Below are 25,375 nucleotides of genomic sequence, written 5' to 3' on the forward strand. Positions count from 1 at the left end.
CTACTTGTTTTTATCTTGCATTTTCTGGAGAAAGAGCTTGCAAGAGTGAAGCTAAGCATGCTTAGCTTCAGGGACAAGTCCAGCACGAACTGCCGGACCATCGCATCGCGAACACGATGGAGCATCCGCTTTAACGGCAATATCAACGTTAGGAACAACCATGACTACGCAGAATTGGCCGCAGGATCCCCTGGTTCCCTCCACCACCGGGCCTGAGTCGTCCACCGCGGACCTCAGCACCCACGAGCTCGGCACCACAGAATTCTCCGGCGGCACCGCCGATTCCGGCGACTCCAAGAAGTCGGCGGCCAAGGACCAGGCCAAGAAGGTGGGCCAGGACGGCAAGGAGGCGGCGAAGAACGTCGCCGGCACCGCAGCAGCCGATGCCAAGGATGTCGCCGGCACCGCAGCCACCGAAGCGAAGAACGTCGCGGCCGAGGTCGGCTCGCAGGCGAAGGATCTCCTCGGCACCGTCGCGTCCGAGGTCAAGAGCCAGGCCGGCACGCAGCAGCAGAAGATCACCGAAGGCATCCGCGGTGTCTCGGACGAACTGCGGTCCATGGCCGACAAGTCGGACAACCAGTTCGTGTCGGGTCTCGTCGAGCAGGCATCACAGCGCACGGGATCGGCCGCCAGCTGGCTCGAGAACCGCGACGCCTCGGACATCCTCGAGGACGTCAAGGCGTTCGCACGCCGCAAGCCCGGAACCTTCCTCGCCATCGCGGCGGGCACCGGCCTCGTCGTCGGCCGCCTGACCCGCGGCGCCAGGGGCAACAGCGACTCGACCGGCACCACCGGTCGCCGCCAGGACTCCCCCTCCGCAGGCACCGCCACGACGGGCGCCTACCCCGAGTACACCCAGGTCGGCTCGGACGCCTACAGCGGCGCTCCCGTCTCGTCGGGCTTCGGCGAGACGACCGGCGGACAGCACGTCGCCGGCTCCAACCCGGCCTTCGTCGATCCGACGGACGACTACCCCACCATCGCGCCAGGCACCCCTCCCGTGGGCACCCTGCCGAATGACGGGGGCCTGCGCTGATGAGTGAGGCATACACCGGCGGCGCCCACCAGGCCGCCGCCCCCCTGCCGACGGAGGCCGAGCAGCGCTCCGCCAGCGCGTCGGTGGGAGAACTGCTCGGGGAGGTGACGAAGGACCTCTCCAAGCTCATGCGCCAGGAGGTGGCCCTGGCGAAGGCCGAGGCCACCGAGTCGGCCAAGAAGGCCGGCAAGGGCGCGGGCATGTACGCCGGCGCAGCCGTCGGAGGCCACTTCGTCCTCCTGTTCCTGTCCCTCGCCCTCATGTGGGGTCTCGGTGCCTTCATGCCGCTCGGCTGGGCCGCCGTCATCGTGGCCGTCCTGTGGGGCATCGTCGCCGCGGTACTGGCCTCCAAGGGCAAGAAGGAAATGCAGCAGGTCAAGGGTCTCCCCCAGACAGCGGAGACCGTCAAAGAGATTCCGCCGACACTGAAACCAGGTGAGCACACACCATGAGCCAGACACCAGATGAGATCCGCGCAGATATCGAACGTACCCGCCAGGAACTGGGGACGGATGTCGACGCCATCGCCGACAAGGTGAACCCCGCGAACATCGCGCAGCGCCAGACCGACAAGGTCAAGCACAGCTTCAGCAACGTGAAGGAGACCGTCATGGGCAAGGCCGAGGACGTCAGGGATTCCGTGCTCGGCAAGGCCGAGGATGTCACGGGGACCGTCAAGGACAAGGCCGGACACGCCAGGGACAGGACCGGCAGCGGCTTCGACAGCGGACTGGGCAGCGCTCACTCGGCGGCCGATTCCGCCCGGGACAAGCTCCAGCACGCCGGTCACGCCGTCCAGGGAGCACCCGGACAGATCTCGACCAAGGCAGCGGGCAACCCGCTCGCCGCGGGCCTGATCGCCTTCGGCGCCGGGCTCCTCCTGGGCTCGCTGATTCCTGCCAGCCAGAAGGAGCAGGAGGCCGCCGCCCAGCTCAAGGAGCAGGTGGCACCCCTGAAGGAGAAGGTCACCGAGGCAGCCAAGCACGTTGTCGAGGAAGTCCGCGAGCCTGCTCAGGAAGCGGTGCAGTCCGTCAAGGAATCAGCGGCCGACTCCGTGCAGACCGTCAAGGACCAGGGCCAGCACGCCGTCGAGGACGTCAAGGGTGAGGGCCAGCAGGCCGCCAGTGACGTCAAGGGCAGCGCGCAGGATGCCAGGTCGAACGTCCAGCAGCGCTGATCCATCACGCACCGACGGCGGCCACCGGATCCTCTCCGGTGGCCGCCGTCGTCGTCCCACCCCGATGCGGGAGCCCGCGCGTCAGGCGAACAGGGATTCTGCCCCCACCCGGTCGAGGACAGGCTGCCGGTACCCCACGGACATGATCTCCAGCATCGCTTCGGCGTACTGCTGGTTCATGCTGCCGATCGCGTCGCGGGCGTAGCTGACCCGGAAGTCGTGGGCGAAGGCGTCGGCCCCTGTCTGCGCGACGCAGCTGTGCGTGGAGACCCCGGCGAGGACGAGGTGGTCCACGTCCGACCCGCGGAGGCGCGCCGCGAGATCGGTGCCGAAGAAGGCACTGTCGCGTGCCTTCGTCACGACATCGAGCCCGTCCACGCGCAGCCCCGCCACCGCGTCCGCCTGGTGGCTGCCGCGGAAGATGAAGCCCTGACCGTCGTCGAGCATCGACCGCGTCCAGGTCGAGCGGTCCCGCAGGTGCTCGGTGCGCGCCACGAGCACGGGAGCCCGTCCGCGGCGCGCGGCATCGATCAGCCCGTTACAGGCCGCGACGAGGGCCTCCTGCTGCACGGCGAGCGCCTCGTCCTCGAAGAAGGCGTTCTGCATGTCGATGATCAGCAGGGCGGTCCTTCCCCCACGCCCCCCGGCACCGGGCCCCGATTCAGTCCGTGGCATCCGGTGGCCCCCCGACCGCGCCCGCCGTCAGATCGATGAACGCACGTCCCTCGTCGTGGCGCAGCCCGCGGACGAGCGACGGATCGAGGCGGATCAGCGAGGCTTCCTGGACCCGGACGGGCCGGGGCGGGGATGTCGCATCTCCGAGGACGTCAGGATCGTCGGCCGGAGCCTCTGCGAGGCGTCTCAGCTCCACCTCGGACAGATCGGCTGCCAGCCCTATCTCGGCGTGCGTGAGGCCTGTGGCGAGGGCTTGCCGGATCGCCTCGCCGCAGGCGACCACCAGGCGGTCGCGCTCGAACTCGGCATTCTCCAGGTCCGCCGCGGCGATCATGACCTCATGGATGTACGGGGGGCGTGGTGCTGACATGAGTACCTTTTCACGGGGGCTCGGTGAGCCGGCCGCCCGCGTGCCAGTTAATGCTCCGGATCCTGCTCCGTCACCGGATATGCCCGGGTGACCTCCCGGCACTCGAAGCTGACGACTGCAGCGGATCCTTCGCATCGGAGGCACGGGCGAGCCGATTCGAAGAAGAGTAGGCCGGTGGCTGGACCTCCTCCCAGTGTACGGAAGCGGTCACCGCCGTGAAAGATCGTCCGTCGCCGCGAGCACCCCCACGACACGACCTACGCCGGTACTCGGTCCCCCAAAAAGCTAAGCCTACTTCCCATCGGGTACTAAGTATGCTTACTCTAGAGGCCGGTGGTCTCGGGGGCTCTTGCCCCCGGTGGAACCTCCCGGTGGAACGTACAGCCGAGAAATCCATACCCTCACAGTGAGATTACTCAGAAGGAGAAGGAAATGATTACTCAGGAAAACATCGACACCATGCTCGGCAACGGCGGCAGCGTGCTCGGGTCGGACGGCGAGAAGATCGGCTCGATCGGCCAGGTCTACCTCGACGACCAGACCGGCGAGCCCAGCTGGGTCACGGCGAAGACGGGCCTGTTCGGCACCTCCGAGTCCTTCATCCCGCTCCAGGGCGCCGACGTCGAAGGCCATGACGTCCGGGTCCCCTACAGCAAGCACCAGGTGAAGGACGCCCCGCGCATCGAGTCCGACGGCAACCTCAGCCCGGAGGAAGAGGATCGCCTCTACCGCCACTACGAGATCGGCGGCGGTACGAGCGACCACACCGACACGACCCGCACCACGACCGGCCACGCCGATACGACCCGCACCACGACCGGGACCGCGGGCCTGAACGACCGCGACGTCGACATCGACACCACCAGCCGTCACGAAGGCCGCACCGACACGGACCGCGCAACCGTGGGCCACGACGCCTCCGGCCCCACCACGGATGACGCGATGACCCGCTCCGAGGAGCAGCTGCACGTCGGGACCGAGCGCCAGGAAGCCGGCCGTGCACGCATGCGCAAGTACGTCGTCACCGAGAACGTGACGAAGACCGTCCCCGTCAGCCACGAGGAAGTCCGCGTGGAGCGCGAGCCCATCACGGACGCCAACCGCGGCGACGCGCTCGGCGGCCCGGCCATCAGCGAGGAAGAGCACGAAGTGACCCTCCACGCCGAGCGCCCGGTGGTCGAGAAGGAAGCGGTTCCCGTCGAGCGCGTGCGCCTCGACAAGGAGACCGTCACCACCAACGAGACCGTGAGCGAAGAAGTCCGCAAGGAGCAGATCGACGTCGACGGCGAAGAAGGCACGCGTCGGGGCAACAACCTCTAGCATGTGCTGATCCAGGAGGACCCGGGGCATCGCCCCGGGTCCTCCTGCCATTGGAGGGGCGTCATCCGCCGCCTCCACGAAAGATCTTTGCCCGTCGTGCAGGAATTATAATAAGCCTGCTGTCTATTTCGGGTATTGTTATCTAGAGTAAGTAGCAGGAACGAGCGGATCCACCGCTGACGACCGAGGGGAAGGACACGCTATCGTGCCTGAATTGAACGATTGGTCGACCAGCCGCCTGTTGACGACCGCGGCCCGTATCGTCGAGCACTCCTGGAACGAGAAGCTCCTGGGCATCGGCATCACCCACGCGGGACTCACGACTCTGGGAGTCCTCGAGCGCGAAGGCACGCTCACCGGCGTGCGGCTCGCCCAGCTGGTCCACGTTCAGGCGCAGACCGTGGGGCGAACCCTCGATCGTCTCGAGAAGCGGGGCCTGGTGACCCGGCTCCGCAATTCGGCCGACCGGCGCAGCCAGCGCATCACGATCACGTCGGCCGGGCTCAAGGCCCTGGAGCGGGCCAAGAACATCGAGAACGAGCTGATGGCCGAGGACGGCCTGGCTTCCGAGGACCTGCGGAACCGCCTCAAGACCGTCATCATCGAGCTCGGACCCAAGAAGGACTAGTAGCCCCCGCCGTCCGCGGCCATGTTGTTGAACCGCGAGTAGTGGCCCTGGAACCCGACGACGAGCGTCTTGGTGGGACCGTTACGGTGCTTGGCCACGATCACGTCGGCCTCGCCCGCACGGGCCGATTCCTTGTCGTACACGTCGTCGCGATGCAGCAGGATGACCATGTCGGCGTCCTGCTCGATCGATCCCGACTCGCGCAGATCCGAGACCTGCGGCCGCTTGTCCGTCCGCTGCTCGGACCCACGGTTGAGCTGCGACAGGGCGACCACGGGGACGTTGAGCTCCTTCGCCAGCAGTTTCAGGGCTCGTGAGAACTCCGAGACCTCCTGCTGGCGGGATTCCACCCGCTTGCCGGAGGACATGAGCTGCAGGTAGTCCAGCACCACGAGCTTGAGGTCGTGACGCTGCTTCAGCCGCCGGCACTTGGCCCTGATCTCCATCAGCGACATGTTCGGACTGTCATCGATGAACAGCGGGGCGTCGTTCATGCGCCCCATCGTCGTGGCGATCTTCCCCCACTGCTCGTCCTTGATCGTGCCCTTGCGCAGATCCTGCAGTCCGATGGTGGCCTCGGCGGAGAGGAGGCGCATCGCGATCTCGTTGCGACCCATCTCGAGGGAGAAGAAGACCGTGGTCATGTTGTGCTTGATCGCCGCCGACCGGGCCCAGTCCAGCGCGAAGGTCGACTTACCCATGGCGGGGCGGGCGGCGACGACGATCATCTGACCGCCGTGGAGGCCCTGGGTCAGCTCGTCCAGTTCGTAGAATCCGGTGGGCACGCCCGTCATGCCCTCGCCCTTGTGCCCCGCGGACTCGATCTCGTCCACCGTGCCCTCGATGATGTCCTTCAGCGCCACGTAGTCCTCGGCGGTGCGACGCTCCGCCACCGCATACACCTCGGCCTGTGCGGCGTTCACGAGGTCGTCCACCTCGCCGTCGTTGGAGTAGCCGAGCTGCACGATCTTGGTGCCGGCGTCGACCAGCCTGCGCAGGACGGCGCGCTCCCGCACGATCTCCGCGTAGAAGCCCGCATTCGCGGCGGTCGGCACGGACTGGATCAGCGTGTGCAGGTAGGCCGGTCCGCCGATGCGGGAGATCTCACCGCGCTTGGTGAGTTCGTCGGAGACCGTGACGGCGTCAGCCGGCTCCCCACGCCCGTAGAGGTCGATGATGGCCTCGTAGATGCTCTCGTGGGCGGGCCGGTAGAAGTCCAGTCCGCGCAGCACCTCCACGCAGTCCGCGATCGCATCCTTGGACAGCATCATGCCGCCGAGCACGGACTGCTCCGCGACGAGGTCCTGAGGCGGGGTACGCGAAAACTCGGGGCTCCGGGTGTCCGATGATGAGTCTGCATGTGCCAGGGACACTGAAGGGCCTTTCTCCTACTGTCGAAGCGGCTGCGCCGGGGCGTCAACCGGACACCCAGGGCGGGTCCGACAGGACAGGCCTATCACCCGACACCCTCACTTTCGGGAATCTGTCGCAACGCTAGCCCCCTCCCGGGGCACCGCAAAGCGCTGGACCAACAGGGGCTGTGGGTAAGTGTGAATAAGCTGTGGATTGCACGGCGTGTCTTGTGCACAGGATGGGGACAACCCTGTGGACAAAAAATTCGTTCAGGCAGGAACATGGCTCTGACCTGCGCAAACGTTGTCCACGGCCTGTGGGTGGAAATTAGTTCTGAGACGTCGGTCATCCACAGGATGGCTGTTGACAGGACGGCCGCAGGTACTGCGCAGCCTGCGTGCCGGCGTATATGCCGGCAGCGCGACCCTCACCGGGCGCCCCAGTCCGGGCAGATCCGGGCCGACGGCAGTCATATACTCCAGGGCGAACCTTCAGCCTGCTCCGGAATGACCGCATGGAGTCGCGGGCAGGCATGGATCGCGGGGTCACCACGGGAAGCATGCCCTCCTGCGGATGGTCCGGCAGGACCCCGGTGAACGGCAGGGAGCCCCCGCCGTGATGGCGGGGGCTCCCTGATGGATCCGGTGACGCTGGCGCTGGGCTGCCTAGCGCCAGGCGGCCTTCCCCGAACTCGCTTCGCTCGTCCGGGGACCCCTGGCTGCCTAGCTTGCGACGACGTCCAGATCGATGACTGCTGCGACGTCCTCGTGGAGACGGACATTGGCCTGGTACGAGCCGACCGACTTGATGTGGGCCGGGAGTTCGACCTTGCGCTTGTCGATCTTGCCGAGGCCTGCGGCCTCGACGGCCTTCGCGACGTCGTCGGCCTTGACCGTGCCGAACAGGCGGCCGGAGCCACCCGCCTTGACGGTCAGGGTGACGGGCTTCGCCGACAGTGCGGCGGCCTGACGCTGGGCGTCCTCGAGCGATGCGTGCTCGCGGGCGGAACGGGCAGCCTTGATCGACTCGACCTGCTTCTCGCCACCCTTGCTCCACATCAGGGCGAAGCCGCGGGGCAGAAGGTAGTTACGTGCGTAACCGTTCTTCACCTCGACGACGTCGCCGGCGGCACCGAGTCCGGTGACTTCCTGGGTCAGAATGAGCTTCGACATTGTATGTCCCTTTCCCTAGCCGCGGCCGGCGCCGGAGTACGGCAGGAGGGCGACTTCGCGGGCGTTCTTGATTGCCTGAGCGATCTTGCGCTGCTCCTGGACGGTCACACCGGTGACGCGACGGGCACGGATCTTTCCGCGATCGGAAATGAACTTACGCAGCAGGGCTACGTCCTTGTAGTCGATGACGGTGACGTCAGCGGCCTTCAAGGGGTTGGACTTTGGTTTGGGCTTACGGAGTTCAGCCTTAGCCATCGTGGTGCTCCTTTGTATGGTGGAGCCCGCAGAACGATTCTGCGGGATGGGACGTGCCAGTCACCTGATGGTGACTGCGGCAGGAGTCCCGGGAACGGGACCGCTGCCTGGAGAGTGCCTAGAAGGGAGGCTCGGAGTCGGAGCCGTTGCCCCAGTTCTGCGAATTCCCGCCCGAGGGAGCGCCCGAAGGAGCACCCCAGGGATCATCCGCGGGCTGCTGGGCCTGCTGGCCCCCACCCCAGCCGGATCCGGAGTTCGAACCGCCGGAGTTACCCCCGGAGCCGCCACCGGAATTGCCGCCGAAGCCACCGCTGTTCCCGCCGCCGGAGCGCTGGGTGCGGGTGACCTTCGCGGACGCATAGCGCAGGGATGGACCGATCTCGTCCACCTCCAGCTCCATGACGGTGCGCTTCTCGCCCTCTTTGGTGTCGTACGAACGTGACTTGAGTCGGCCCTGGGCAACCACACGGGTTCCCTTGGTCAGGGTCTCGGCGACGTTCTCCGCAGCCTCACGCCACACCGACGCCCGGAGGAACAGCGTTTCGCCGTCCTTCCAGTCGTTGGTCTGGCGATCGAACGTACGGGGAGTGGACGCGATGGTGAAGTTGGCGACCGCCGATCCCGACGGTGTGAACCGCAGCTCGGGGTCGTTGGTGAGGTTGCCGATCACCGTGATGACTGTCTCGCCTGCCATGGTGCCTCCTTGAGTCACTTCCCGCCGGAGCGGGGTGGATGGATGAGGGATCTACCGAGATTACTCGGCGGAAACCTTCTGCTCCTCGGGGCGGATGATCTTGGTGCGCATGATCGTCTCGTTGAGGCTCAGCTGGCGGTCGAGCTCGGAAGCCACGGCCGGGGTCGCGGTGAAGTTGACGACGGCGTAGATGCCCTCGGTCTTCTTCTGGATCTCGTACGCAAGGCGCCGGCGTCCCCAGATATCCACCTTGTCCACGGTGCCGCCGCCGTTACGGACGACATTCAGGAACTTCTCGAGTGTTGGGTCGATGGAGCGTTCCTCGACGTCGGGGTCGATGATTACCATCAATTCATATGCACGCATGTGTGAACCCACCTCCTCTGGGCTGAGCGGTCGCGGTCTTTCCGCAACAGGAGGTTCTTTTGCGTTGGTCCGGCCGCCGTCCTCGGTACTGACCGACGAAGGGCTGTGGCACAGACGTCCCAATGCTACCGGACGGACCGGCCGGGACGAACTCCTGAGGGGAAGCCGCTACTGTCCGCCGCGGAAGAATGCCCGGCTGACCTGCGCGAGGTACCCGGGATCGTCGACGCCGCAGAGCTCACGCGCCGAGTGCATCGACAGCAGAGGTGTCCCGACGTCGACCGTGCGGATCCCGAGCCTGGTGGCGGTGAGCGGTCCGATCGTCGAGCCGCACGGCATCACGTTGTTGGACACGAACTCCTGGTACGGCACGCCCGCCGCGCGGCAGAGCGCTGCCCAGTAGGCGGCACCGGGTGCGTCGGTGGTGTACCGCTGGTTGGCGTTGATCTTCAGTAGCGGACCACCATTGAGGATCGGCAGGTTGGCCGGGTCATGCCGCTCCGCGTAGTTGGGGTGCACGGCGTGGCCGGCGTCGGCGGAGACGCAGAAGGACACCGCGAGCGCCCGCAGCCGCTCCTCCGTCCCGGCGCCGAGCCCCAGGGAGATCCGCAGGAGCATGTCCTCGAGGAAGGGGCCACTCGCCCCGGACCGGGAGCCGCTGCCCACCTCCTCGTGGTCGAACGCCGCCAGGACGGCGATCGGTCCGTGCGCGGGCCCGTCCGACGCCCCGATGATCGCCGTGAGCCCGGCATGCACGGAGGAGAGGTTGTCGAGCCGCCCGGAGGCGAGGAACTCGCCCTGCGCGCCGAAGACGCGGGGGGCCTGCGTATCGGCGACGACGATGTCGAACCCGCCGACGTCGCGCGGGTCGACGTCGGCGCCCGCGGCGAGGAGCCCGAGGAGGTCGGCGCCCGCAGGCTCCCCGAGGCCCCACACCGGGTTCATGTGGCGCTGTTTGTCGAGGGCCAGGCCGTCGTTGACGGCGCGGTCGAGGTGGATCGCGAGCTGGGGGAAGCGGAGGATCGGCCCGGTGGCCACGAGGTGCTCGCTGCCGTCGTGGAGGGTGAGCCGGCCGGCGAGGGCGAGCTCCCGATCCAGCCAGGAGTTCAGGAGGGGCCCGCCGTACACCTCCACGCCGGCCTGCAGCCAGCCGTACTTCCCGGTGGTGGGTCGTGGCTTCAGCTTGAACGACGGCGAGTCCGTGTGCGCGCCGAGGATATGGAAACCGGTCGTGGGACCGGCCGCCGATGGAACGGTCCAGGCGATCAGGGCGCCGTCGCGGATGGCGAAGAAGCTGCCCGCGCCGCCCTCCCACGCGTCCTGTTCCACCAGCTGCCGGAATCCTGCGGCCGAGAGTCGCCGGCCGGCCTCCGCCACCGCGTGGAAGCTCGACGGCGACGCCGAGACATAGGCTCCGAGGTCCTGGATGTGCGCTGGTGCTGGGCTCATCCCCCGATTCAACCAGATGCCGTCATCGCCGGCGCGGTCAGGGCCCGGGCGCAGCTTCGGCTCCGCTTCACCTGCTCTTCGGTCTTCGCCCGGTCTTCGGTCTTCCTTCGCGGAGGATTCGCGGGGCATGCAGGCTGCGCTGCGGCCCGGGGCTCCAGCGTTGATACCAGAAGCGACCGGGGCCCGCTGGGGAACCGAGGACAGCAGGACTCAACCACGACAAAGGGTCTCACCACGGCACGCACCGCACGGACCTCCCGCATCACCATGAAGTCCACCTCGGGCAAGGTCCTCGCCTCCGTCGCCCTGCTCGGTGTGGCCGCGTCGGTCGCGGGCCTGGGCACCTATGGTTCCTTCACCTCCACGACCTCCGCCAGCCGGCGTCCGAAACGTCAGTGTGCCGGACCCGGCACCACGATCCCGTTCTCGTACGCGTACACCACGGCCTGCACCCGGTCCCGGAGGTCCAGCTTCGTCAGGATCCGCCGCACATGCGTCTTGATGGTTGCTTCCGACAGGAAGAACCGGGCGGCGAGTTCGGCGTTGGACAGCCCCTCGGCGATCGCCTCGAGCACTTCCCGTTCACGCGGCGTCAGCTCGGCCAGGCGACGGTCCGGTGCCGCCGTCGTTCTCTGCACCGGCGGGAGGGACCGCACGTAGGTCTCCAGGAGCCGCTGTGTGACGCGTGGCGCGACGACGGCGTCCCCGCTCGCGACCACGCGCACCGCGTGCACCAGGCCCTCGGGCGCCACGTCCTTGAGCAGGAACGCCGAGGCGCCCGCCTGCAGGCCGGCGAAGGCGTACTCGTCCAGATCGAAGGTCGTCAGGATGATGATGCGCGCGCACGACCCGGACGACGTGATCCGGCGTGTCGCCTCGATGCCGTCCCCCTGCGGCATCCGCACATCCATCAGCACCACGTCGGGTGACAGCTCGGCGGTGAGCCGGACGGCCTCGGCCCCGGTGGATGCCTCCCCGGCGATCTGCAGGTCCGGTTCGCCCTCGAGGATCAGCCGGAAGCCCATGCGCAGGAGCGGCTGATCGTCAGCGAGCAGAATCCTGATGGGCGTGGCCGGTGTGCCGTGCAGCGTGGTCATCTTTCTCTTTCCCCCGTTGGTTGCCCGTTCCGCCGGCGGCGTCGGGGACTGTCAGCCGGACCTCGACGAGCCAGCCACCCGACGGGCGGCCGCCGCACTCGACGGTGCCTGCGTAGATGGCGGCACGCTCGCGCATGCCGGCGATGCCCTGTCCGGAGCCGAGGGACGCGACGGGCCCCATGGCGCCCCGTCCGTCGTCCGTCACCCGGAGCGTCACGTCCTGACCGGTCCGGGCGATCGCGACGTCGACCAGCGTAACGCCCTTGCCGTACCGCAGTACGTTGGTGAGCGACTCCTGCAGGATCCGGTAGACCGTCAGCTGGAACGCAGGATCGTCCGGCAGCATCGGGCCGGTCGTGGTCACCCTGAGCGGCAGGCCCGCCGCGCGGAAACCGTCCAGCAGGTGTGCCAGCGAGCTCGATGCCGGCAACGGCTCGAGCGATCCGCTCACGGCCTCCGCGCGCAGGACGCCGAGCACGCGGCGCATGTCGGCGATGGCCGTGCGGCCGGTGCCCGACAGCTCGCCGAGCACGGCGGCCGCGCGCTCCGGGTCGCGCTTCATCACGACGGCGGCGCCGTCGGACAGCGCCACCATGACGGTCAGCGAATGCGCGACGACGTCGTGCATCTCGCGGGCGATCCTGTTGCGCTCCCCGGCGGAGGCCAGCTCCGCATTACGGGCAGCCCATTCGCGCAGGACGCTCTCGTGCTCCCGATCCCGCCGCACCGTGACGCCGAGGCCGACGGCGACGGCGAGGAACATCACGATGAAGCCGCTGAGGAGCCAGATCACGCCCGGTGCGTCACCGAAGGTGCTGACCGGGATGAGGAACAGGGCGCTCACCGAGAAGGCCGTCGCCACCGCGGCGGCGAGGAGCGTCTGCCGCAACGGATAGGCCACGGCCACGGTGTAGAGGGCGAACATCGTCGCGATCCCGCTGCTCCCGGCACCCTCGGTCACCACACTCACGGGGACGTCGAGGGCCGCGACGAAAGCGAGGACCAGGAGCGGCCGGTCCCGGCGGAACGCCAGCGCCACGGCGGCCAGCGCCACACCCGCGACGCCGAACCAGTTGTCGCCGTCGAGCAGGACGAGCAGGGCGTTGGGGAGGGAGAGGAGCACGAACACCAGGACCACGACGGCGTCCATGGCCCTCGGATGGCTCCGGAAGAACCGCCGGAAGGGTCCCAGCCGGCGGGCATTGAGCTCGGTGAAGGAGACCGCGGCCGTTCGTTCCGCGGTCTCCTTCACCAAGGGTCTGTCAGTCATGGCGCGGCATCACAGGCGCCGGCCGGGAGGCTTCCTAGACATCGCGCTTCTTGGTGACGACCAGGGAGGTGACGAGGAGCAGCAGCGACCATCCACCCAGCACCAGCGCCCCCTGCCACTGGTTGAGGGCGCCGTCCCGGATGGTCGTGGCGACCATCTGCTCGCCACCCGAGCTCGGGAGGAACCGTGCGGCGTCCACGACCCACTCGGTGCCGCTTCCGAAGATGGCGACGACGATCGGCAGCACGAGCAGGACACCGATCGAGGTGACGACGCCCCCTGCCGTGTTCCGGACCAGCGTGCCGATGGACATGGCGAAGACAGATACGAGCGCCAGCACCGAGCCGGTGTTCACGATGTGCAGGAGCACGCCGTCGTCACCGAGGCTGAACCCGAGGTCGGCGGACCCGAGGATGGGCTGCGCGATGAGATAGCCGAGGAGAGCGGCGCCGGCACCCACCACGAAGGAGACGACCGCCATGATGAGCTGCTTCGCCAGGAGCGCGGGGGTCCTGCGGGGTACTGCCACCATGGTGGACCGGATCATGCCCGTGGCCCATTCCGAGGCGATCAGGACGACCGCGAGGGAGGCCATGAGGAGCTGCCCGATCACGAGACCGGACCCGGGGATGTCACGGGAGATCTCCGCGGCATCCGGCGCTCCCTGCATCTGCGCGGCCATCTCGGGGTCGCTCTGTGCATCGAACAGGAAGGTCGTCTGCCATGCGAGCAGGGCTGCGATGCCGACCATGACCAGGACCGTCGAGACGATGAGGATGACGGTCGAGGGGACCGTGGTCACCTTGATCCACTCGGACTTCAGGACGCGGCCGAAGTTCACGCCGGGACCGGCCTCGGCTTCCCGGCGCGACTGCTGCCGGGAGGGGGCGGGTTGGGTCGAGGTTGCCATGGTCAGCGTCCTTCCACGGATGAGGGGGCCTCGCCGGCGGCGGGCAGGGCATGGGATTGGTACTCGACCTCGGTCTGGGTGAGCTGCATGTAGGCGTCCTCGAGGGAGACCTGCAGCGGCGTGAGTTCGTACACGAGGACACGCTCCCGGAGGGCGACCTCCGCGATGCGGCGGGGCTCCACCCCGGTGATCTCGACCAGTTCGGGTTCGAGCACCTGGGAGGTGACACCCTCGCCGGCGAGGCTGCCGAGCAGGTCCTGCGGGCGGTCCGCCCGCACCCTGACCCGGGCCTTGCCCTGACCGTCGATGATCGACTGGATGGGGGCATCCGCGATGATGCGGCCGCGACCGATCACGATGAGGTGATCCGCCGTCAGCGCCATCTCGGACATCAGGTGCGAGGAGAGGAACACCGTGCGCCCTTCGGACGCCAGACCCTTCGCGAGATGGCGGACCCACTGCACGCCCTCCGGGTCGAGGCCGTTCACGGGCTCGTCCAGGATGACCGTGTGGGGGTCGCCGAGGAGGGCGGCCGCGATACCGAGCCGCTGGCCCATGCCGAGGGAGAACCCGCCGACCCGCTTCTTCGCCACCGGACCGAGTCCGGTGAGCTCGATGACCTCCCTGACCCGGCTGTTCGGGATGCCGTGGGTCGCCGCCATGGCCCGGAGGTGGTTGTAGGCGGAGCGCTTGGTGTGGACGGCTTTCGCGTCGAGGAGCGCACCCACCTCCCGGAGCGGGGCCTTGTGCTGCGCGTAGGGCCGCCCGTTGACGGTGACCCGCCCGCCGGACGGGTTGTCGAGCCCGACGATCATGCGCATGGTGGTGGACTTGCCGGCGCCGTTCGGGCCGAGGAAGCCGGTCACCTTGCCGGGCTGGACGGTGAAGGAGACGGCGTCGACCGCCGACTTGGCGCCGTACCGCTTCGAGAGGGCCTGTGCCTCGATCATGACTGCGTCCTTTGCGTGAATCCGCGTCCGGGATGCCGCGGGCGCGGCTCCCCTACCCACAGTAGGCCCGGGCACGGTGCGGGTCACCGGCCCCAGGGATGATCGCGGGAGCGGAGCAGTACCTCTTTCGGACGACGCGGCCCTGCGCCCGGCTAGCGGCTGCTGATGGAGGCGAACTTCCGCACGCAGAGCGGTACGAAGACCACGAGCATGAGTGCGGCCCCGATCAGCACGGTCAGGAGGGCGTTCTGCATGGGCCAGGCGTCGGGCGTCGGGACGGTCCCGGTGTTGCCGAAGAGTTCACGGACCGCCTGGACCAGCGCGGAGACCGGATTCCAGTTGGCGAAGGTCTCCAGCGGCCCCGGGAGGTTCTGGGACTGGACGAAGGCGATCGAGATGAACGTGAGCGGGAACAGGATCATGAAGGAGGCGTTGTTGATGACCTCCGGGCTCTTCACCGACATGCCCAGCAGCGCCATGACCCAGCTGAAGGCGTAGGAGAAGAGCAGCAGCAGGCCGATGCCGGCGAGCACGCTGGTCGGCGGGGTGGTGACGCGCCAGCCGACCAGGAAGCCCGTGCCCATCATGATCGTCACGGAGAGCGTGTTGAGCACGAGGTCGCTGTTGGTCCGTCCGACGAGGACGGCCGACGAGCTCATGGGCAGGGTGCGGAAGCGGTCGATGATGCCGTCCTTGAGGTCCTGGGCCATTGCCGAACCGGAGAACGTGGATCCGAAGATCACCGTCTGCGCGAAGATGCCGGCCATCAGGTACTGCGTGTAGTCGCTGCCCTCCACCTGGATGGATCCGCCGTAGATCTGGCTGAAGAGGAGCACGAACATGATGGGCTGCAGCACGGCGAAGACCAGCATGTCCGGCGAGCGCTTCAGTTTGATGAGGTTCCGCTTGGTGACGGTCCATCCGTCGGAGAACCACATGGCCAGGTCGGACGCGCCGGTGGGGGCGGTGCCCTGCGGCGCCGGTGGGCCCTGGTTCTCGGGTTGCCGGTCCTCGGGTGCCAGGACGCTCATGCTGCTGCCTCCTTCTGGGGTGCTGACTGTTCGGTGGCCTCCGCGCGGTGTCCGGTCAGCTGCAGGAACACGTCGTCGAGGCTGGGGCGCCGCATGCCGGCGTCGTGCAGGGGGATGCCACCCTCCCCGAGGTCGGACAGGATGTACTGGAGGGCCCGCGGGCCCTCGGTGACGGCCACCTCGATGCTGCGGCCGTCGGCGCCGACCACGGGTACGCCCTCCCCGTGGCGCGCGAGGATCTGCGTCGCGGCGCCGGCGTCGGCCGCGTCCACGAGCGACACCACCACGCGGTGCCCGCCGATCTGCGCCTTCAACTGGTCCGAGGTGCCCTCCGCGATGGTCCTGCCGCCGTCGATCACCGCGATGTCGTCCGAGAGCTGGTCCGCCTCCTCGAGGTACTGCGTGGTCAGCAGCAGCGTGGTGCCGTCCTTGACGAGGTTCTGGATGATGCCCCACAGCGAGATCCTGCTCCGGGGATCGAGCCCCGTGGTCGGTTCGTCGAGGAAGAGGATCTTGGGGTTGATGACCAGCGCGCCGGCGAGGTCGATCCGGCGTCGCATGCCGCCGGAGAAGCCCTTGACGGGGCGGTTGCCGGCCTCCGTCAGCTCGAACTGGTCGATCAGCTCCTGCGCCCGGCGACGCGCTTCCCGGCCACCGAGGTGGTACAGCCGGCCCACCATCTCGAGGTTCTCGAGCCCGGTGAGGTTCTCGTCCACGGCCGCGTACTGGCCGGAGACGCCGATGATGCGGCGCGCTGCCTTCGGATTCCGGCGGACGTCGATGCCGTCGATGTGGGCGGTGCCCGCCGTCGGTTGGATGAGGGTGGTGAGGATCTTGACCACGGTGGTCTTCCCTGCGCCGTTCGGCCCCAGCAGGGCCTTGACTGTTCCCTGGGGGACGGAAAGATTCATGCCATCGAGGGCATGTACAGGTCCGCTCTTCGACGGATAGGTCTTCTTCAGGCCTTCTGCTTCGATGATCGCCATGGGAATCAGGGTAGGACGGATCCTCCGACGTTTCCTAGGCGATTCGGTCAGGATCTGTCCGCAATGCCTCCGGGGAGTAGGCGGTCCGCTCGCGTGCGACCGGTGCGACGAGGAAGGACGCCAGGACGGCGACCCCCACGGCGAGCAGCGCCGTGCGGATCCCGACGACATCGCCCAGGAACCCGAGGAGCGGCGGGCCGGCGAGGAATGCCGTGTACCCGATGGTGGAGACCACCGAGACCCGCGCCGCGGCATGGTCGGGGTCGTCCGCGGCGGCGGACATGCCCATCGGGAAACCGAGGGCGGCTCCCGCACCCCAGAGGATCGCGCCGGCGGCCGCCAGCGGCACGGAGGGGGCGACGACGAAGAGCACGAGTCCGGCAAGGGAGGAGCCCAGGCCGGCCTGGAGGACCCGGACCCGGCCGAACCTGTCGATCAGGGGGCCACCGACGAAGCGCAGCGCCGTCATGGCGGCGACGAAGACGGCGAACATGACGGCACCGGTGCTCTCCGTGGTCCCCAGCCCGTCCACGGTGGCCTTCGCCACCCAGTCGTTCGCGGCGCCCTCGGTCAGCGCGGCGCCCAGCACCACGAGGCCGATCAGCAGGGTCCGGGGCTCGCCCCAGGCGCCGAGGCCCCTGCCGCGAGACCGGCGCGGCACCGTGCCGTCCTCGGCCCCACCTCCGGCGGTGTCCGGCAGGAAGTAGCGGGGCGTCCACAGCGACACGGCGAGGCTGAGGACGGCGACGGCGACGAGGTGGGTGGAGAGCGGTATGTCGAGCGCCGACAGTCCTGCCCCGATCAGGGCGCCCACGAACGCGCCGCCGCTGAACGCGGCGTGGAAGCGGGGCATGATGGTCCGCCCGACCCGGCGTTCGACGTCGGCCCCCTCGATGTTCTGTCCCACGTCCCAGAGGGCGATGCCGCTCCCGAAGAGGAACAGCCCGACGGCGACCACCGGCACCGAGACGGTCACGAGGCCGAGCGCGACGGCGACCGCGGCCAGACCGGCTGCGGTCCCCCCGAGCCGGACCGTGTTGCCGGTGCCGAAACGCGCGGCGGCGAGGCCTGCCAGCGGCAGGGACAGGACCGATCCGATGGCTCCGATGAGCAGGAGGGTTCCCGTCTGGCCCGAGCCGAGGCCCAGGGTGTTCGAGGCGGCGGGGATCCGGGCGGCCCAGCTGGCGAACACGAGTCCGTTGAGCCCGAAGATCGCGTAGGTGGCGAACATGGCTGCTCGGACGGAGGGCTTCATCCTGCCACCGTAGGGGGCTCCGCCGCGCACTTCAAACGGACGCTGTCCGCGCACGGCTCCTAGCCCGGGGCCACCTCGATCGCCTCGCCCGTGACGGTCACGGTGGCGCTGATGGAGAGGGTCTGCGTGTCCTGCTCACGCTCCCAGCGAGGGGGCAGCAGGTCCTCGAACTCGGCGTTCCGCTCGTACGAGAAGGTGGCCACGGCGTCGTCGGACAGCAGGCGGTACACGCCCGGCTCGTAGGACTGCTCGAGCGTGAAGGTCGGGGCCCGGTCCAGGGTCCAGCGTGGTCCACGCACGTCCTCGGGGTTCCCGAACACGAAGGACCGGTTGGGGCACCCGTTCGGAGCGGCGTCGGTGGAGGCGGTGCACGCGTCGAGCCAGGCGGTGACCCGGGCAACGGCCTCGGCCTCGGCGGCGGGCGTCGGCGCGGCGTCGATCAGCACCCCGGACGGCGCGGCCGCCGGATCGGCCGGGACCTCGATGGACTGCGGATCGCCGTAGGAGAGGTAGGTCGACGGCGCCGGCGGCGCGACGACGTACGTGCCCGGGAGGGCCGGGAGGGCGAGCGATCGGAGCCCCGGATAAGGCCCCGCACCGCCTGCCGGGAGTTCCACCTCCGCTCCGTTGACCGTGATCGCCTCGAGGTCCTGCGGGACCACCACGCCGACGTCGCTGACGGGTGCCGGGCCGTCGAGCCGCCACGCGTCGAAGACCAGCGCGGTGGATCCGGTGCGTGTCAGGGTGAATTCCCTGGTGGCGGTGGTGCCGTCCTGGGTCAGGTCGGCCACCACGGTCGCCGCTCCTCCGTCCACGACGACGTCGCGGACCTCGTAGCCGGACACCCGGCCCTGCGCCGCACCGTATACGGCGTCGGACAGCAGAGCGGCGCGGCCCTCGCCGTCGTCAGCCCTGACCAGGGCGCGGGAGGTCTCCGCGTCACCGGCCACGAGGGCGTCGAGGTACGCCTCGACGGGCCGGTGGGGGCCGAAGAACGACTGGTTGACCAGGATGACCGCCACCACCCCGGCGACCAGTGCGAGCACGAGCACGACGGCGGCCCGGGCCGCCGCGTGGGTGTGGATGCTGCGGCGTGCGGTCCGTCTGCGCGATGCACGCGTGACGGAGGTCGCCGCGGAGGTCGTCACCGCGGGCTCCTGCAGCCCCTCCGGAACGGTGTCGCTGCCCGTCGCCGGACCGAGGTCCGTGTCGATGCCTGTACCCATGAGCCCCCCAACCGGATCGATGCGGCGCCCGGTGCTCTTCCGGTGCGCCGCCGACCACCCTACAAGGACGGCGCCCCGTGCGGAGGGCGCCCCGTCCGCCGGGGTGCCGCCGCTACTTATCCACCGGTTGGGGATAACCCTGTGGAAAGCGTGTGGAGGACGTGTGGACGAAGCTCCTAGCGGGAGCGGACGACCCTGCTCTCATCCCACACGGGCTCCTTCGTCTCGTACACCTTGCCGTCGGAACCGAAGACCAGGAAGCGGTCGAAGCTTCGGGCGAACCAGCGGTCGTGGGTGACGGCGATGACCGTCCCCTCGAAGGCATCGATGGCATGCTCCAGCGCCTCCGCCGAGTGCAGGTCCAGGTTGTCCGTCGGCTCGTCGAGCAGCAGGAGGGTGGCGCCGGAGAGCTCCAGCAGCAGGATCTGCAGCCGGGCCTGCTGGCCGCCGGACAGGGAGTCGTAGGGCTGCTCTGCCTGCGGGGCGAGCCCGTAGCGGTCCAGCACGGCGGACGCGGCCTCCCGGCCCAGCCCCGAGCGGTGCTCGTCGCCGCGGTGCAGGATGTCCACGAGGGTCCGGCCGAGGAGGTCCGGGCGGGAGTGCGTCTGCGCGAAGAAGCCGGGGCGGATCCGCGCGCCCAGCTTCACGGAGCCCTCGTGCGGCACCGCGGCGATGTCGACGTCGGAGACGGGCTGGTGTTCCTTGTCCGGGTCGGACCCGCCGGCGGCCAGCAACCGCAGGAAATGCGACTTGCCCGAGCCGTTGGAGCCCAGCACGCCCACGCGATCGCCGAACCAGATCTCGGTGCTGAAGGGCTTCATGAGGCCCGTGAGTTCGAGTTTCTGGGCGACGACGGCACGCTTCGCGGTCCGTCCGCCCGCAAGGCGCATGGACACGTTCTGCTCGAGGGGGATGGCCTCCGGCGGGCCGGCCTCGAGGAACTTCGCCAGTCGCGTCTGCGCGGCGTGATACCGGTTCGCCATGTCCGAGCGGAACGCCGCCTTGTTCTTGTACATGTTGACGAGTTCCTTGAGCTTGAGGTGCTCCTCGTCCCAGCGCTTGCGCAGTTCCTCGAACCGCGCATTGCGGTCCTCCCGCGCCTTCAGGTAGGTCTCGAACCCGCCACCGTGGGTCCACGACGACGCCCCGAGGACCCCGGGCTCCAGCGTCACGATGCGGGTGGCCGCGTTGGCGAGCAGCTCGCGGTCGTGGCTGACGAACAGCACCGACTTCTTCGACTCCCGCAGCTTCGCCTCGAGCCAGCGCTTGCCCGGCACGTCCAGGTAGTTGTCGGGCTCGTCCAGGAGCAGGAGCTCGTCGGGACCCGAGAACAAGGCCTCCAGCACGAGCCGCTTCTGCTCCCCGCCCGAGAGCGAGGACGCCGCGCGGTACTGCGCGCGATCGAACGGGACGCCGAGCGCTGCCATCGTGACCTCGTCCCAGGTGGTTTCCAGGTCGTAGCCGCCGGCATCGCCCCAGTCGGCGATCGCCTGTGCATAGGTCATCTGCGTGGGCTCGTCGTCGGCCTCCATCATGGCGAGTTCGGCGTCGTCGATCCGTTGCGCGACGGCCGCGAGCATGGGCGGCGCGGCGGAGACGAGGAGGTCGCGGACCGTCGAATCGTCGCGCACCTGGCCGACGAACTGCCGCATGATGCCCATCGTCCCCGACTGGCTCACCGACCCCTCGTCGGGCGACAGGTCCCCCGAGACGATGCGCAGGAGGGTCGTCTTGCCCGTGCCGTTGGGGCCGATCAGGGCCGTCTTGTGGCCGTCGCCGACCTTGAAGGCCACGCCGTTGAGCAGTTGCCTGCCGTCGGAGAGGAAGTAGTCGATACCGGATACGTCGAGATGAGCCACGTCCCCAGTGTTTCACCCGGCGACAAGTCGGGATCGCCCGGAGGGGTCCGCCGATCCGTAGGCGCACGTGTGCGAAGCTCCGCGGCACTGTCACCTGTGGATCGATCCGCCATGACGGCGACACCCACGTCGACCGCGAGACCACCTTCCATGATGGAATGACAAGTGTGCTTATCGAACAGGTCAAGCAGCCGGCTTGCAGATGAGCGCCCCGACGGCGTCCGGCCTTCAGCTCATACGAAGGCCGGGCGCTCTCGCGGGGCAGATCCTGCCAACGGCCGCCCCACCTCGTACGGCCCCGGGTCCGGTGCGGATCGCGTCAGAAAACCCTTGGTCTCCAGCGCCGGCAGGGTCCGGCGGAGCGTTGGCGGCTTCACCCTGATCGCCCGCGCGAGTGCAGCCTGGCTGGCGGTGCGGGTGCAACTCCATGAAGGCCCGACCGACGGCGAGGGCCGCCCGGGGCGTGGTCTCCGCAGCCGACCGATCGACGACGTCCCGGTCCACGACAGCCGCGGGGCGGTCTGCTCCTGTGTCCATGGTGCCTTCCGGCATCGGCCGGCAGGTGCGGGGAGGAACGGCGGGCCGTGCCGGAGGCCACCCGCCGAAGCGGTGTCGATCGGGTGGCCTCCGGTGTGGTGGTGCTACTTCTTGAAGGCGTCCTTGACGTTCTCGCCGGCATCCTTCAGATCGGCCTTCGACTGGTCGGCCTGGCCCTCGGCCTGAAGACGCTCATTGTCGGTGGCGTCTCCGTAGGCTTCCTTCGCCTTGCCGGTGACCTTCTCGGCTGCGTTCTTGATCTTGTCGTCGAGTCCCATGGTGTTCTCCTTCGAATGGTGTCGGATGGTGCTGTTGATGCACCGGCCCACCTGCAGGTGGGCCGGGGTCTCGATGCGGCGTCGTGGTGTCGCCGTCGGGCGGCCTGGTTGCCAGGCCTGCCGGACCGTGCCGACCGGTGGTCAGGCGTTGACCTGGGATGCTTCGACGGTGACGGAGCTGTCCCGCTTGGGGTCGGCTCGCACGTCGACCTCGATGCCGACGGACGCAGGCTCCCTGCCCAGCGTCAGGCGGAGGTCGTGGATGACGCGCTGTTCGACCTCGGCGACGACCTCGGGGATGTCGGCATGTGACGTCGTCGTGACGCGCAGGGTGACGTCGGGGGTACGGGAGGATCCGCGGAGAACCGTCCTCACGGCGGTCACGTCGGCAAGTCCTCCGACACGATCACTGATCGCCGCCTCCAGAAGCGTGGGCTTGAGGGTTGTGAGTCCGCTGTTGTCCGGGTCCTGGAGTTTCAGGGTGGAGGCTCCGTGCTTGCGCGGAACCTGGGCCAGGAGCCACAGGATGGCCAGTGTCCCCAGGATCACGCCGAGAAGGATCAGTGCGATCGCGACGGTATCCCCTTCGGCGGGCAGGGCGAGGATCGGTTGATCAGCGTCCGGTGCTTCGAATCCGCGAAGGGCGAGTCCCTCGAAGAGTCCGAGGCCGATCGCGGCTGCGGTACCCGCCCCCATGAGGAGGATCAGGCCGATGATGGTGAGCCAGACGCGGTTGAGGCGTCCTGCGGTGTGACGCATGGTGGTCCTCTTCCTAGTCCTTGAGCGTTCGGGCGTTCGTGCGGATGCGGGGGGCGTGCGTGAGGTCGAGCGCCTCGGTCCTTCTCTGCAGTCTTTCCTGCACGGCGGAGTCGATGTCGCGATGGTCCAGCGCATAGGTACCGATGCGGACCTCGGCCCTCCGGCCCTTGACGGTGGTGCGCGCCGAATCGACCCCGTCCACGACGGACGCCTGATCCTCGAGGTAGGTTCGCAGGGCTTTGGTGGTCAGGGCCGCCTCGGCCACCCCGTGGTGGTTCAGCAGGAGCGCATCGTAGCGTCCGGGGATGAGGGCGATGACGATCAGCATCAGGCCGATGGCGGCGATGATGATTGCAGGAAGATAGGCGGCCTGCGCAGACCATGCGGTGCCCGCGGCGGCGCCGATGCTGTCGACGGCAGCCGTGCTGCCTCCGGACAGGGCCGTGGTTCCCGCCCAGATGGCTGCGACGGCGATGGCCAGCAAGGCGATCGCGACGATGATTGCCGGGATGCTTCGGGTCGGTCGCCTGCGGATCGAGTGCCTGGCGGTCGTGCTGCTCATTGCAGGCTCCTGCGTGGTCGGTCCGTGGTCGTGGTGAGGGCTTTGACGGTGATGTCGATGCGGCGTACCTGCAATCCGGTGGCGGTTTCGATGCTGCCGCTCACGTGGCGGCGGATCTGTGCTGATCGTGCAGCGATGTCCGTCGGGAAATCGAGGGCGATGTCCAGGAAGACGGTGACGTTGCGGCCGCTGAGTTCGACGTCGACCTGCGGGCGGTGGTCCGTATCGGCTTTCCTGCCGACGCCCAGTACGCCCCCGCCGAGACCGGCGACGAAGGACAGCTCGTAGGCGCTCTGGGCTGCCAGCTTCTCGATGACCTTCTCGCTCATCGTGAGCGTTCCCCGATCGGCCGCGCTGCTGGTCGGCGTCGGCGCATCCTGTCGGTGCTCCCGGCTTGCCACCGTCTCCGGAGATCGATGAGCCGTCCCGCGGGACCGAAGCTGGTCCGGTGTCGTCGTGGCCACGGGGTCAGTTCTTCGTGGAACGGGAGCCGGTGAGCTCGCGGAGGTCGAGCCTGCCGTCGAGGAAACGCCCGACGACCAGGCCGACGACGGCGAAGAGAATGACGGCGAGGAACTCCAGGAACCCTCCGAAGACGGCGACGAAGCCGAGGAGGAGTCCGACGAAAAGTCCGATGGTGCTGTGTGACATGGCGTTGTCCTGACAGTGGGGAAGACGGTGGGGAAGACGGTGGGAAACAGGAAGGGGGTCCAGGATGGTGCGCGTTGCCGCCGGCACGGAGGCGTACGGATTTCTGCGCCGGCGACAACGTGGGGTCGTGGTGCGTGGACTGCTAGGCGAGGTCCTTGCCGGTGGACGATGTCTTCGTTCCGCGGCCGTTCGAATCGTCCGAGTCGTCCTCGCCGGGCAGGTGCACGTCGGAGACGTTGACGTTGACCTCGAGAACTTCGAGTCCGGTGGCGCGCTCGACACCGCTGATGATGTTCCTGCGGATGTCATTGCTGACGTCGACGATGGACGCTCCGTACTCGACGACGATCGTGACATCGATCGCGGTCTGCTTCTCGCCCTTCTCGACGCTCACTCCACCCGATGCGTTGGTCTGCGATCCGGGAATACGTTCTGCGATCTGGTTGAAAGCACGCCGTGCCGCGTTCCCCATGGCGTAGACGCCGGGAACCTCCTGCGCTGCGATGCCCGCGATCTTCTGCACCACGGTGTCCGCGATGGAGGTATTGCCGTGATCGGTGTGCAGCTCGGAGGGACGGGCACCGCCCTGTCCGCTACCCGCACCGGTTCCCGTTGTGCGGCGGGAGACCTGGTCGCCGGATGGCTGCTTGTCGGAGGTCGTACGGGTCAGGCTCTCGGCCATGGGGTTGCTTCCTTCTGGTTGGAGCGCTGTGCGCTCGCTGTGGGGTCGGACACCGCGGTCAGCGGGCACAGAGAAGAAGAAGCGAAGGGTGCGGGGGAACACTGGCTGCTTCATCGGTGTGCGCCCCCGCAGAACCGTTGATGACTTGTTTCAGACCGTACAGGGTCTCTCACAAATAGACAAGCTAGAAAAATTACCTATCGCATAATATTAATGTCAGGAAGCTGAGAAAGTCTGGGACTATGGCTAGTAGGTGCCATAGCTATGGCGGGGGAGCCTCAACGGATGGAAAAGCAGAGCATGTACGGACGAGAGACGAGAGGCCAGGAGCAGTCTGGTACGGAGAGCACGAACCTCATCGACGAGTTGATGGGCCGATTCAGCGAGATCCGGGAACTGGAGAATCAGGCGTATCGGGACCATCGTGACGCCCATCGGCTCAATGACCGGGACATGGCCACCCTCGGTTTCCTGTCGGAGGAGTGGAAGGCCGGACGGACCGTCAGTCCGCGGGATATCGCCTCGACCCTGAACATGTCGTCCGCGACGACCACCGTCATCCTGGATCGGCTGGAGGCAGAAGGCTACTTCCATCGAAGGCGGAGCACCTCGGACCGACGGGCAGTGTTTCTCGAACCGGGCGAGCAGATGAAGAGCTGGCTCGAGGACCATCCCCTGGAGATCCTGCGCAGGAGTGCCTTCGAAATCGCCTCGCGCATCGACAGCATCCAGGTCGAGCACGTCAACCGCTACCTGGGTGACGTCCTGACAAGCGCTCGCGACCGCATCAGGCACTAACCGCGACAACCGGGCCCACACCGGTG

The 25,375-nt window shown here is 68.1% G+C and carries 29 protein-coding genes; 6 read left to right on the forward strand and 23 right to left on the reverse strand.

Going from position 1 to position 25,375, the window contains the following annotated elements; genetic code table 11:
• The first annotated feature begins 160 nt into the window (after positions 1–160).
• From RY94_RS05505 to RY94_RS05515, 3 genes are read left to right on the forward strand one after another with little or no spacing between them, the layout of a single operon-like run.
• Positions 161–1,039: a hypothetical protein gene (locus RY94_RS05505; protein WP_052273991.1), complete on the forward strand. Its 879-nt coding sequence runs from the start codon at positions 161–163 to the stop codon at positions 1,037–1,039.
• On the forward strand, positions 1,039–1,491 hold the full coding sequence (locus tag RY94_RS05510) for a phage holin family protein (protein WP_043442526.1): 453 nt from the start codon (positions 1,039–1,041) through the stop codon (positions 1,489–1,491). The genes RY94_RS05505 and RY94_RS05510 overlap by 1 nt, the downstream gene beginning before the upstream one ends.
• Complete coding sequence (locus tag RY94_RS05515) at positions 1,488–2,216, forward strand: DUF3618 domain-containing protein (protein WP_043442529.1); 729 nt, start codon at positions 1,488–1,490, stop codon at positions 2,214–2,216. The genes RY94_RS05510 and RY94_RS05515 overlap by 4 nt, the downstream gene beginning before the upstream one ends.
• Positions 2,217–2,297: 81 nt before the next feature.
• On the opposite strand, the gene RY94_RS05520 is transcribed toward RY94_RS05515, so the two are convergent.
• Together RY94_RS05520 and RY94_RS05525 are read right to left on the reverse strand one after the other, a co-directional pair.
• Positions 2,298–2,891, reverse strand: a complete 594-nt coding sequence (locus tag RY94_RS05520; RefSeq protein ID WP_052273992.1) for a cysteine hydrolase family protein — start codon at positions 2,889–2,891, stop codon at positions 2,298–2,300.
• Entirely contained in the window at positions 2,878–3,261 is a 384-nt protein-coding gene (locus tag RY94_RS05525; protein ID WP_156135036.1) for a hypothetical protein, read from the reverse strand. Before RY94_RS05525 ends, RY94_RS05520 begins: the two co-directional genes overlap by 14 nt.
• A gap of 432 nt (positions 3,262–3,693) precedes the next feature.
• On the opposite strand from RY94_RS05525, the gene RY94_RS05530 reads away from it, so the two are divergent.
• Entirely contained in the window at positions 3,694–4,581 is an 888-nt protein-coding gene (locus tag RY94_RS05530; RefSeq protein WP_043442536.1) for a DUF2382 domain-containing protein, read from the forward strand.
• A gap of 205 nt (positions 4,582–4,786) precedes the next feature.
• On the forward strand, positions 4,787–5,209 hold the full coding sequence (locus tag RY94_RS05535) for a MarR family winged helix-turn-helix transcriptional regulator (RefSeq protein ID WP_043442538.1): 423 nt from the start codon (positions 4,787–4,789) through the stop codon (positions 5,207–5,209).
• Here the strand turns inward: RY94_RS05535 and dnaB are convergent.
• From dnaB to RY94_RS05635, 21 genes are all read right to left on the reverse strand, one after another.
• Positions 5,206–6,582, reverse strand: coding sequence for a replicative DNA helicase (gene dnaB / locus RY94_RS05540; protein ID WP_043442540.1), 1,377 nt, complete (start codon positions 6,580–6,582; stop codon positions 5,206–5,208). The two genes, RY94_RS05535 and dnaB, sit on opposite strands and share 4 nt — an antisense overlap.
• A 702-nt stretch (positions 6,583–7,284) precedes the next feature.
• On the reverse strand, positions 7,285–7,734 hold the full coding sequence (gene rplI / locus RY94_RS05545) for a 50S ribosomal protein L9 (RefSeq protein WP_043442543.1): 450 nt from the start codon (positions 7,732–7,734) through the stop codon (positions 7,285–7,287).
• Positions 7,735–7,749: 15 nt separating this feature from the next.
• Complete coding sequence (gene rpsR, locus RY94_RS05550) at positions 7,750–7,989, reverse strand: 30S ribosomal protein S18 (RefSeq protein WP_005273147.1); 240 nt, start codon at positions 7,987–7,989, stop codon at positions 7,750–7,752.
• Between the two features lie 118 nt (positions 7,990–8,107).
• Entirely contained in the window at positions 8,108–8,683 is a 576-nt protein-coding gene (locus tag RY94_RS05555; protein ID WP_043442547.1) for a single-stranded DNA-binding protein, read from the reverse strand.
• Positions 8,684–8,743: 60 nt separating this feature from the next.
• Positions 8,744–9,049 (reverse strand): 30S ribosomal protein S6, encoded by a 306-nt coding sequence (gene rpsF / locus RY94_RS05560; RefSeq protein ID WP_043442549.1) that lies wholly within the window; start codon positions 9,047–9,049, stop codon positions 8,744–8,746.
• 168 nt (positions 9,050–9,217) lie between these two features.
• On the reverse strand, positions 9,218–10,498 hold the full coding sequence (locus tag RY94_RS05565; RefSeq protein ID WP_043442553.1) for a M18 family aminopeptidase: 1,281 nt from the start codon (positions 10,496–10,498) through the stop codon (positions 9,218–9,220).
• A 392-nt stretch (positions 10,499–10,890) separates the two neighbouring features.
• Entirely contained in the window at positions 10,891–11,595 is a 705-nt protein-coding gene (locus RY94_RS05570) for a response regulator (protein WP_043442555.1), read from the reverse strand.
• The gene (locus RY94_RS05575) at positions 11,543–12,865 is read right to left on the reverse strand and encodes a sensor histidine kinase (RefSeq protein ID WP_082046081.1); all 1,323 of its coding nucleotides are present in this window, start codon (positions 12,863–12,865) and stop codon (positions 11,543–11,545) included. Before RY94_RS05575 ends, RY94_RS05570 begins: the two co-directional genes overlap by 53 nt.
• A 34-nt stretch (positions 12,866–12,899) precedes the next feature.
• Positions 12,900–13,775, reverse strand: coding sequence for an ABC transporter permease (locus RY94_RS05580; protein ID WP_043442558.1), 876 nt, complete (start codon positions 13,773–13,775; stop codon positions 12,900–12,902).
• Between the two features lie 2 nt (positions 13,776–13,777).
• Positions 13,778–14,725, reverse strand: a complete 948-nt coding sequence (locus RY94_RS05585) for an ABC transporter ATP-binding protein (RefSeq protein WP_043442561.1) — start codon at positions 14,723–14,725, stop codon at positions 13,778–13,780.
• A gap of 152 nt (positions 14,726–14,877) precedes the next feature.
• Positions 14,878–15,756, reverse strand: a complete 879-nt coding sequence (locus tag RY94_RS05590) for an ABC transporter permease (RefSeq protein WP_082046082.1) — start codon at positions 15,754–15,756, stop codon at positions 14,878–14,880.
• Positions 15,753–16,742 (reverse strand): daunorubicin resistance protein DrrA family ABC transporter ATP-binding protein, encoded by a 990-nt coding sequence (locus RY94_RS05595; protein WP_043442564.1) that lies wholly within the window; start codon positions 16,740–16,742, stop codon positions 15,753–15,755. The genes RY94_RS05590 and RY94_RS05595 overlap by 4 nt, the downstream gene beginning before the upstream one ends.
• 34 nt (positions 16,743–16,776) lie before the next feature.
• On the reverse strand, positions 16,777–17,997 hold the full coding sequence (locus tag RY94_RS05600) for an MFS transporter (RefSeq protein ID WP_052273994.1): 1,221 nt from the start codon (positions 17,995–17,997) through the stop codon (positions 16,777–16,779).
• A 59-nt stretch (positions 17,998–18,056) separates the two neighbouring features.
• On the reverse strand, positions 18,057–19,223 hold the full coding sequence (locus RY94_RS05605) for a hypothetical protein (RefSeq protein WP_043442568.1): 1,167 nt from the start codon (positions 19,221–19,223) through the stop codon (positions 18,057–18,059).
• Positions 19,224–19,399: 176 nt separating this feature from the next.
• Positions 19,400–21,082, reverse strand: a complete 1,683-nt coding sequence (locus RY94_RS05610) for an ABC-F family ATP-binding cassette domain-containing protein (RefSeq protein ID WP_043442570.1) — start codon at positions 21,080–21,082, stop codon at positions 19,400–19,402.
• A 641-nt stretch (positions 21,083–21,723) separates the two neighbouring features.
• Entirely contained in the window at positions 21,724–21,897 is a 174-nt protein-coding gene (locus tag RY94_RS17180) for a CsbD family protein (protein WP_082046084.1), read from the reverse strand.
• A gap of 141 nt (positions 21,898–22,038) precedes the next feature.
• On the reverse strand, positions 22,039–22,656 hold the full coding sequence (locus RY94_RS05615; RefSeq protein WP_043442573.1) for a hypothetical protein: 618 nt from the start codon (positions 22,654–22,656) through the stop codon (positions 22,039–22,041).
• Between the two features lie 13 nt (positions 22,657–22,669).
• Positions 22,670–23,218 carry a DUF6286 domain-containing protein gene (locus tag RY94_RS16710; RefSeq protein ID WP_052273995.1) on the reverse strand — a complete coding sequence of 183 codons (549 nt, stop codon included), beginning with the start codon at positions 23,216–23,218 and terminating at the stop codon, positions 22,670–22,672.
• Entirely contained in the window at positions 23,215–23,682 is a 468-nt protein-coding gene (locus tag RY94_RS05625) for an Asp23/Gls24 family envelope stress response protein (RefSeq protein ID WP_331375004.1), read from the reverse strand. The genes RY94_RS16710 and RY94_RS05625 overlap by 4 nt, the downstream gene beginning before the upstream one ends.
• Before the next feature lie 4 nt (positions 23,683–23,686).
• Positions 23,687–23,869, reverse strand: coding sequence for a DUF2273 domain-containing protein (locus tag RY94_RS05630; protein WP_043442577.1), 183 nt, complete (start codon positions 23,867–23,869; stop codon positions 23,687–23,689).
• A gap of 142 nt (positions 23,870–24,011) precedes the next feature.
• The gene (locus tag RY94_RS05635; protein WP_043442580.1) at positions 24,012–24,551 is read right to left on the reverse strand and encodes an Asp23/Gls24 family envelope stress response protein; all 540 of its coding nucleotides are present in this window, start codon (positions 24,549–24,551) and stop codon (positions 24,012–24,014) included.
• A 285-nt stretch (positions 24,552–24,836) separates the two neighbouring features.
• Between RY94_RS05635 and RY94_RS16715 the strand changes: the two genes are divergently transcribed.
• Positions 24,837–25,349: a MarR family winged helix-turn-helix transcriptional regulator gene (locus tag RY94_RS16715; protein ID WP_197060600.1), complete on the forward strand. Its 513-nt coding sequence runs from the start codon at positions 24,837–24,839 to the stop codon at positions 25,347–25,349.
• The last annotated feature ends 26 nt before the right edge of the window (positions 25,350–25,375 follow it).

Source organism: Arthrobacter sp. L77, assembly GCF_000816565.1.
GTDB classification, from domain to species: Bacteria; Actinomycetota; Actinomycetes; order Actinomycetales; family Micrococcaceae; genus Arthrobacter_D; species Arthrobacter_D antioxidans.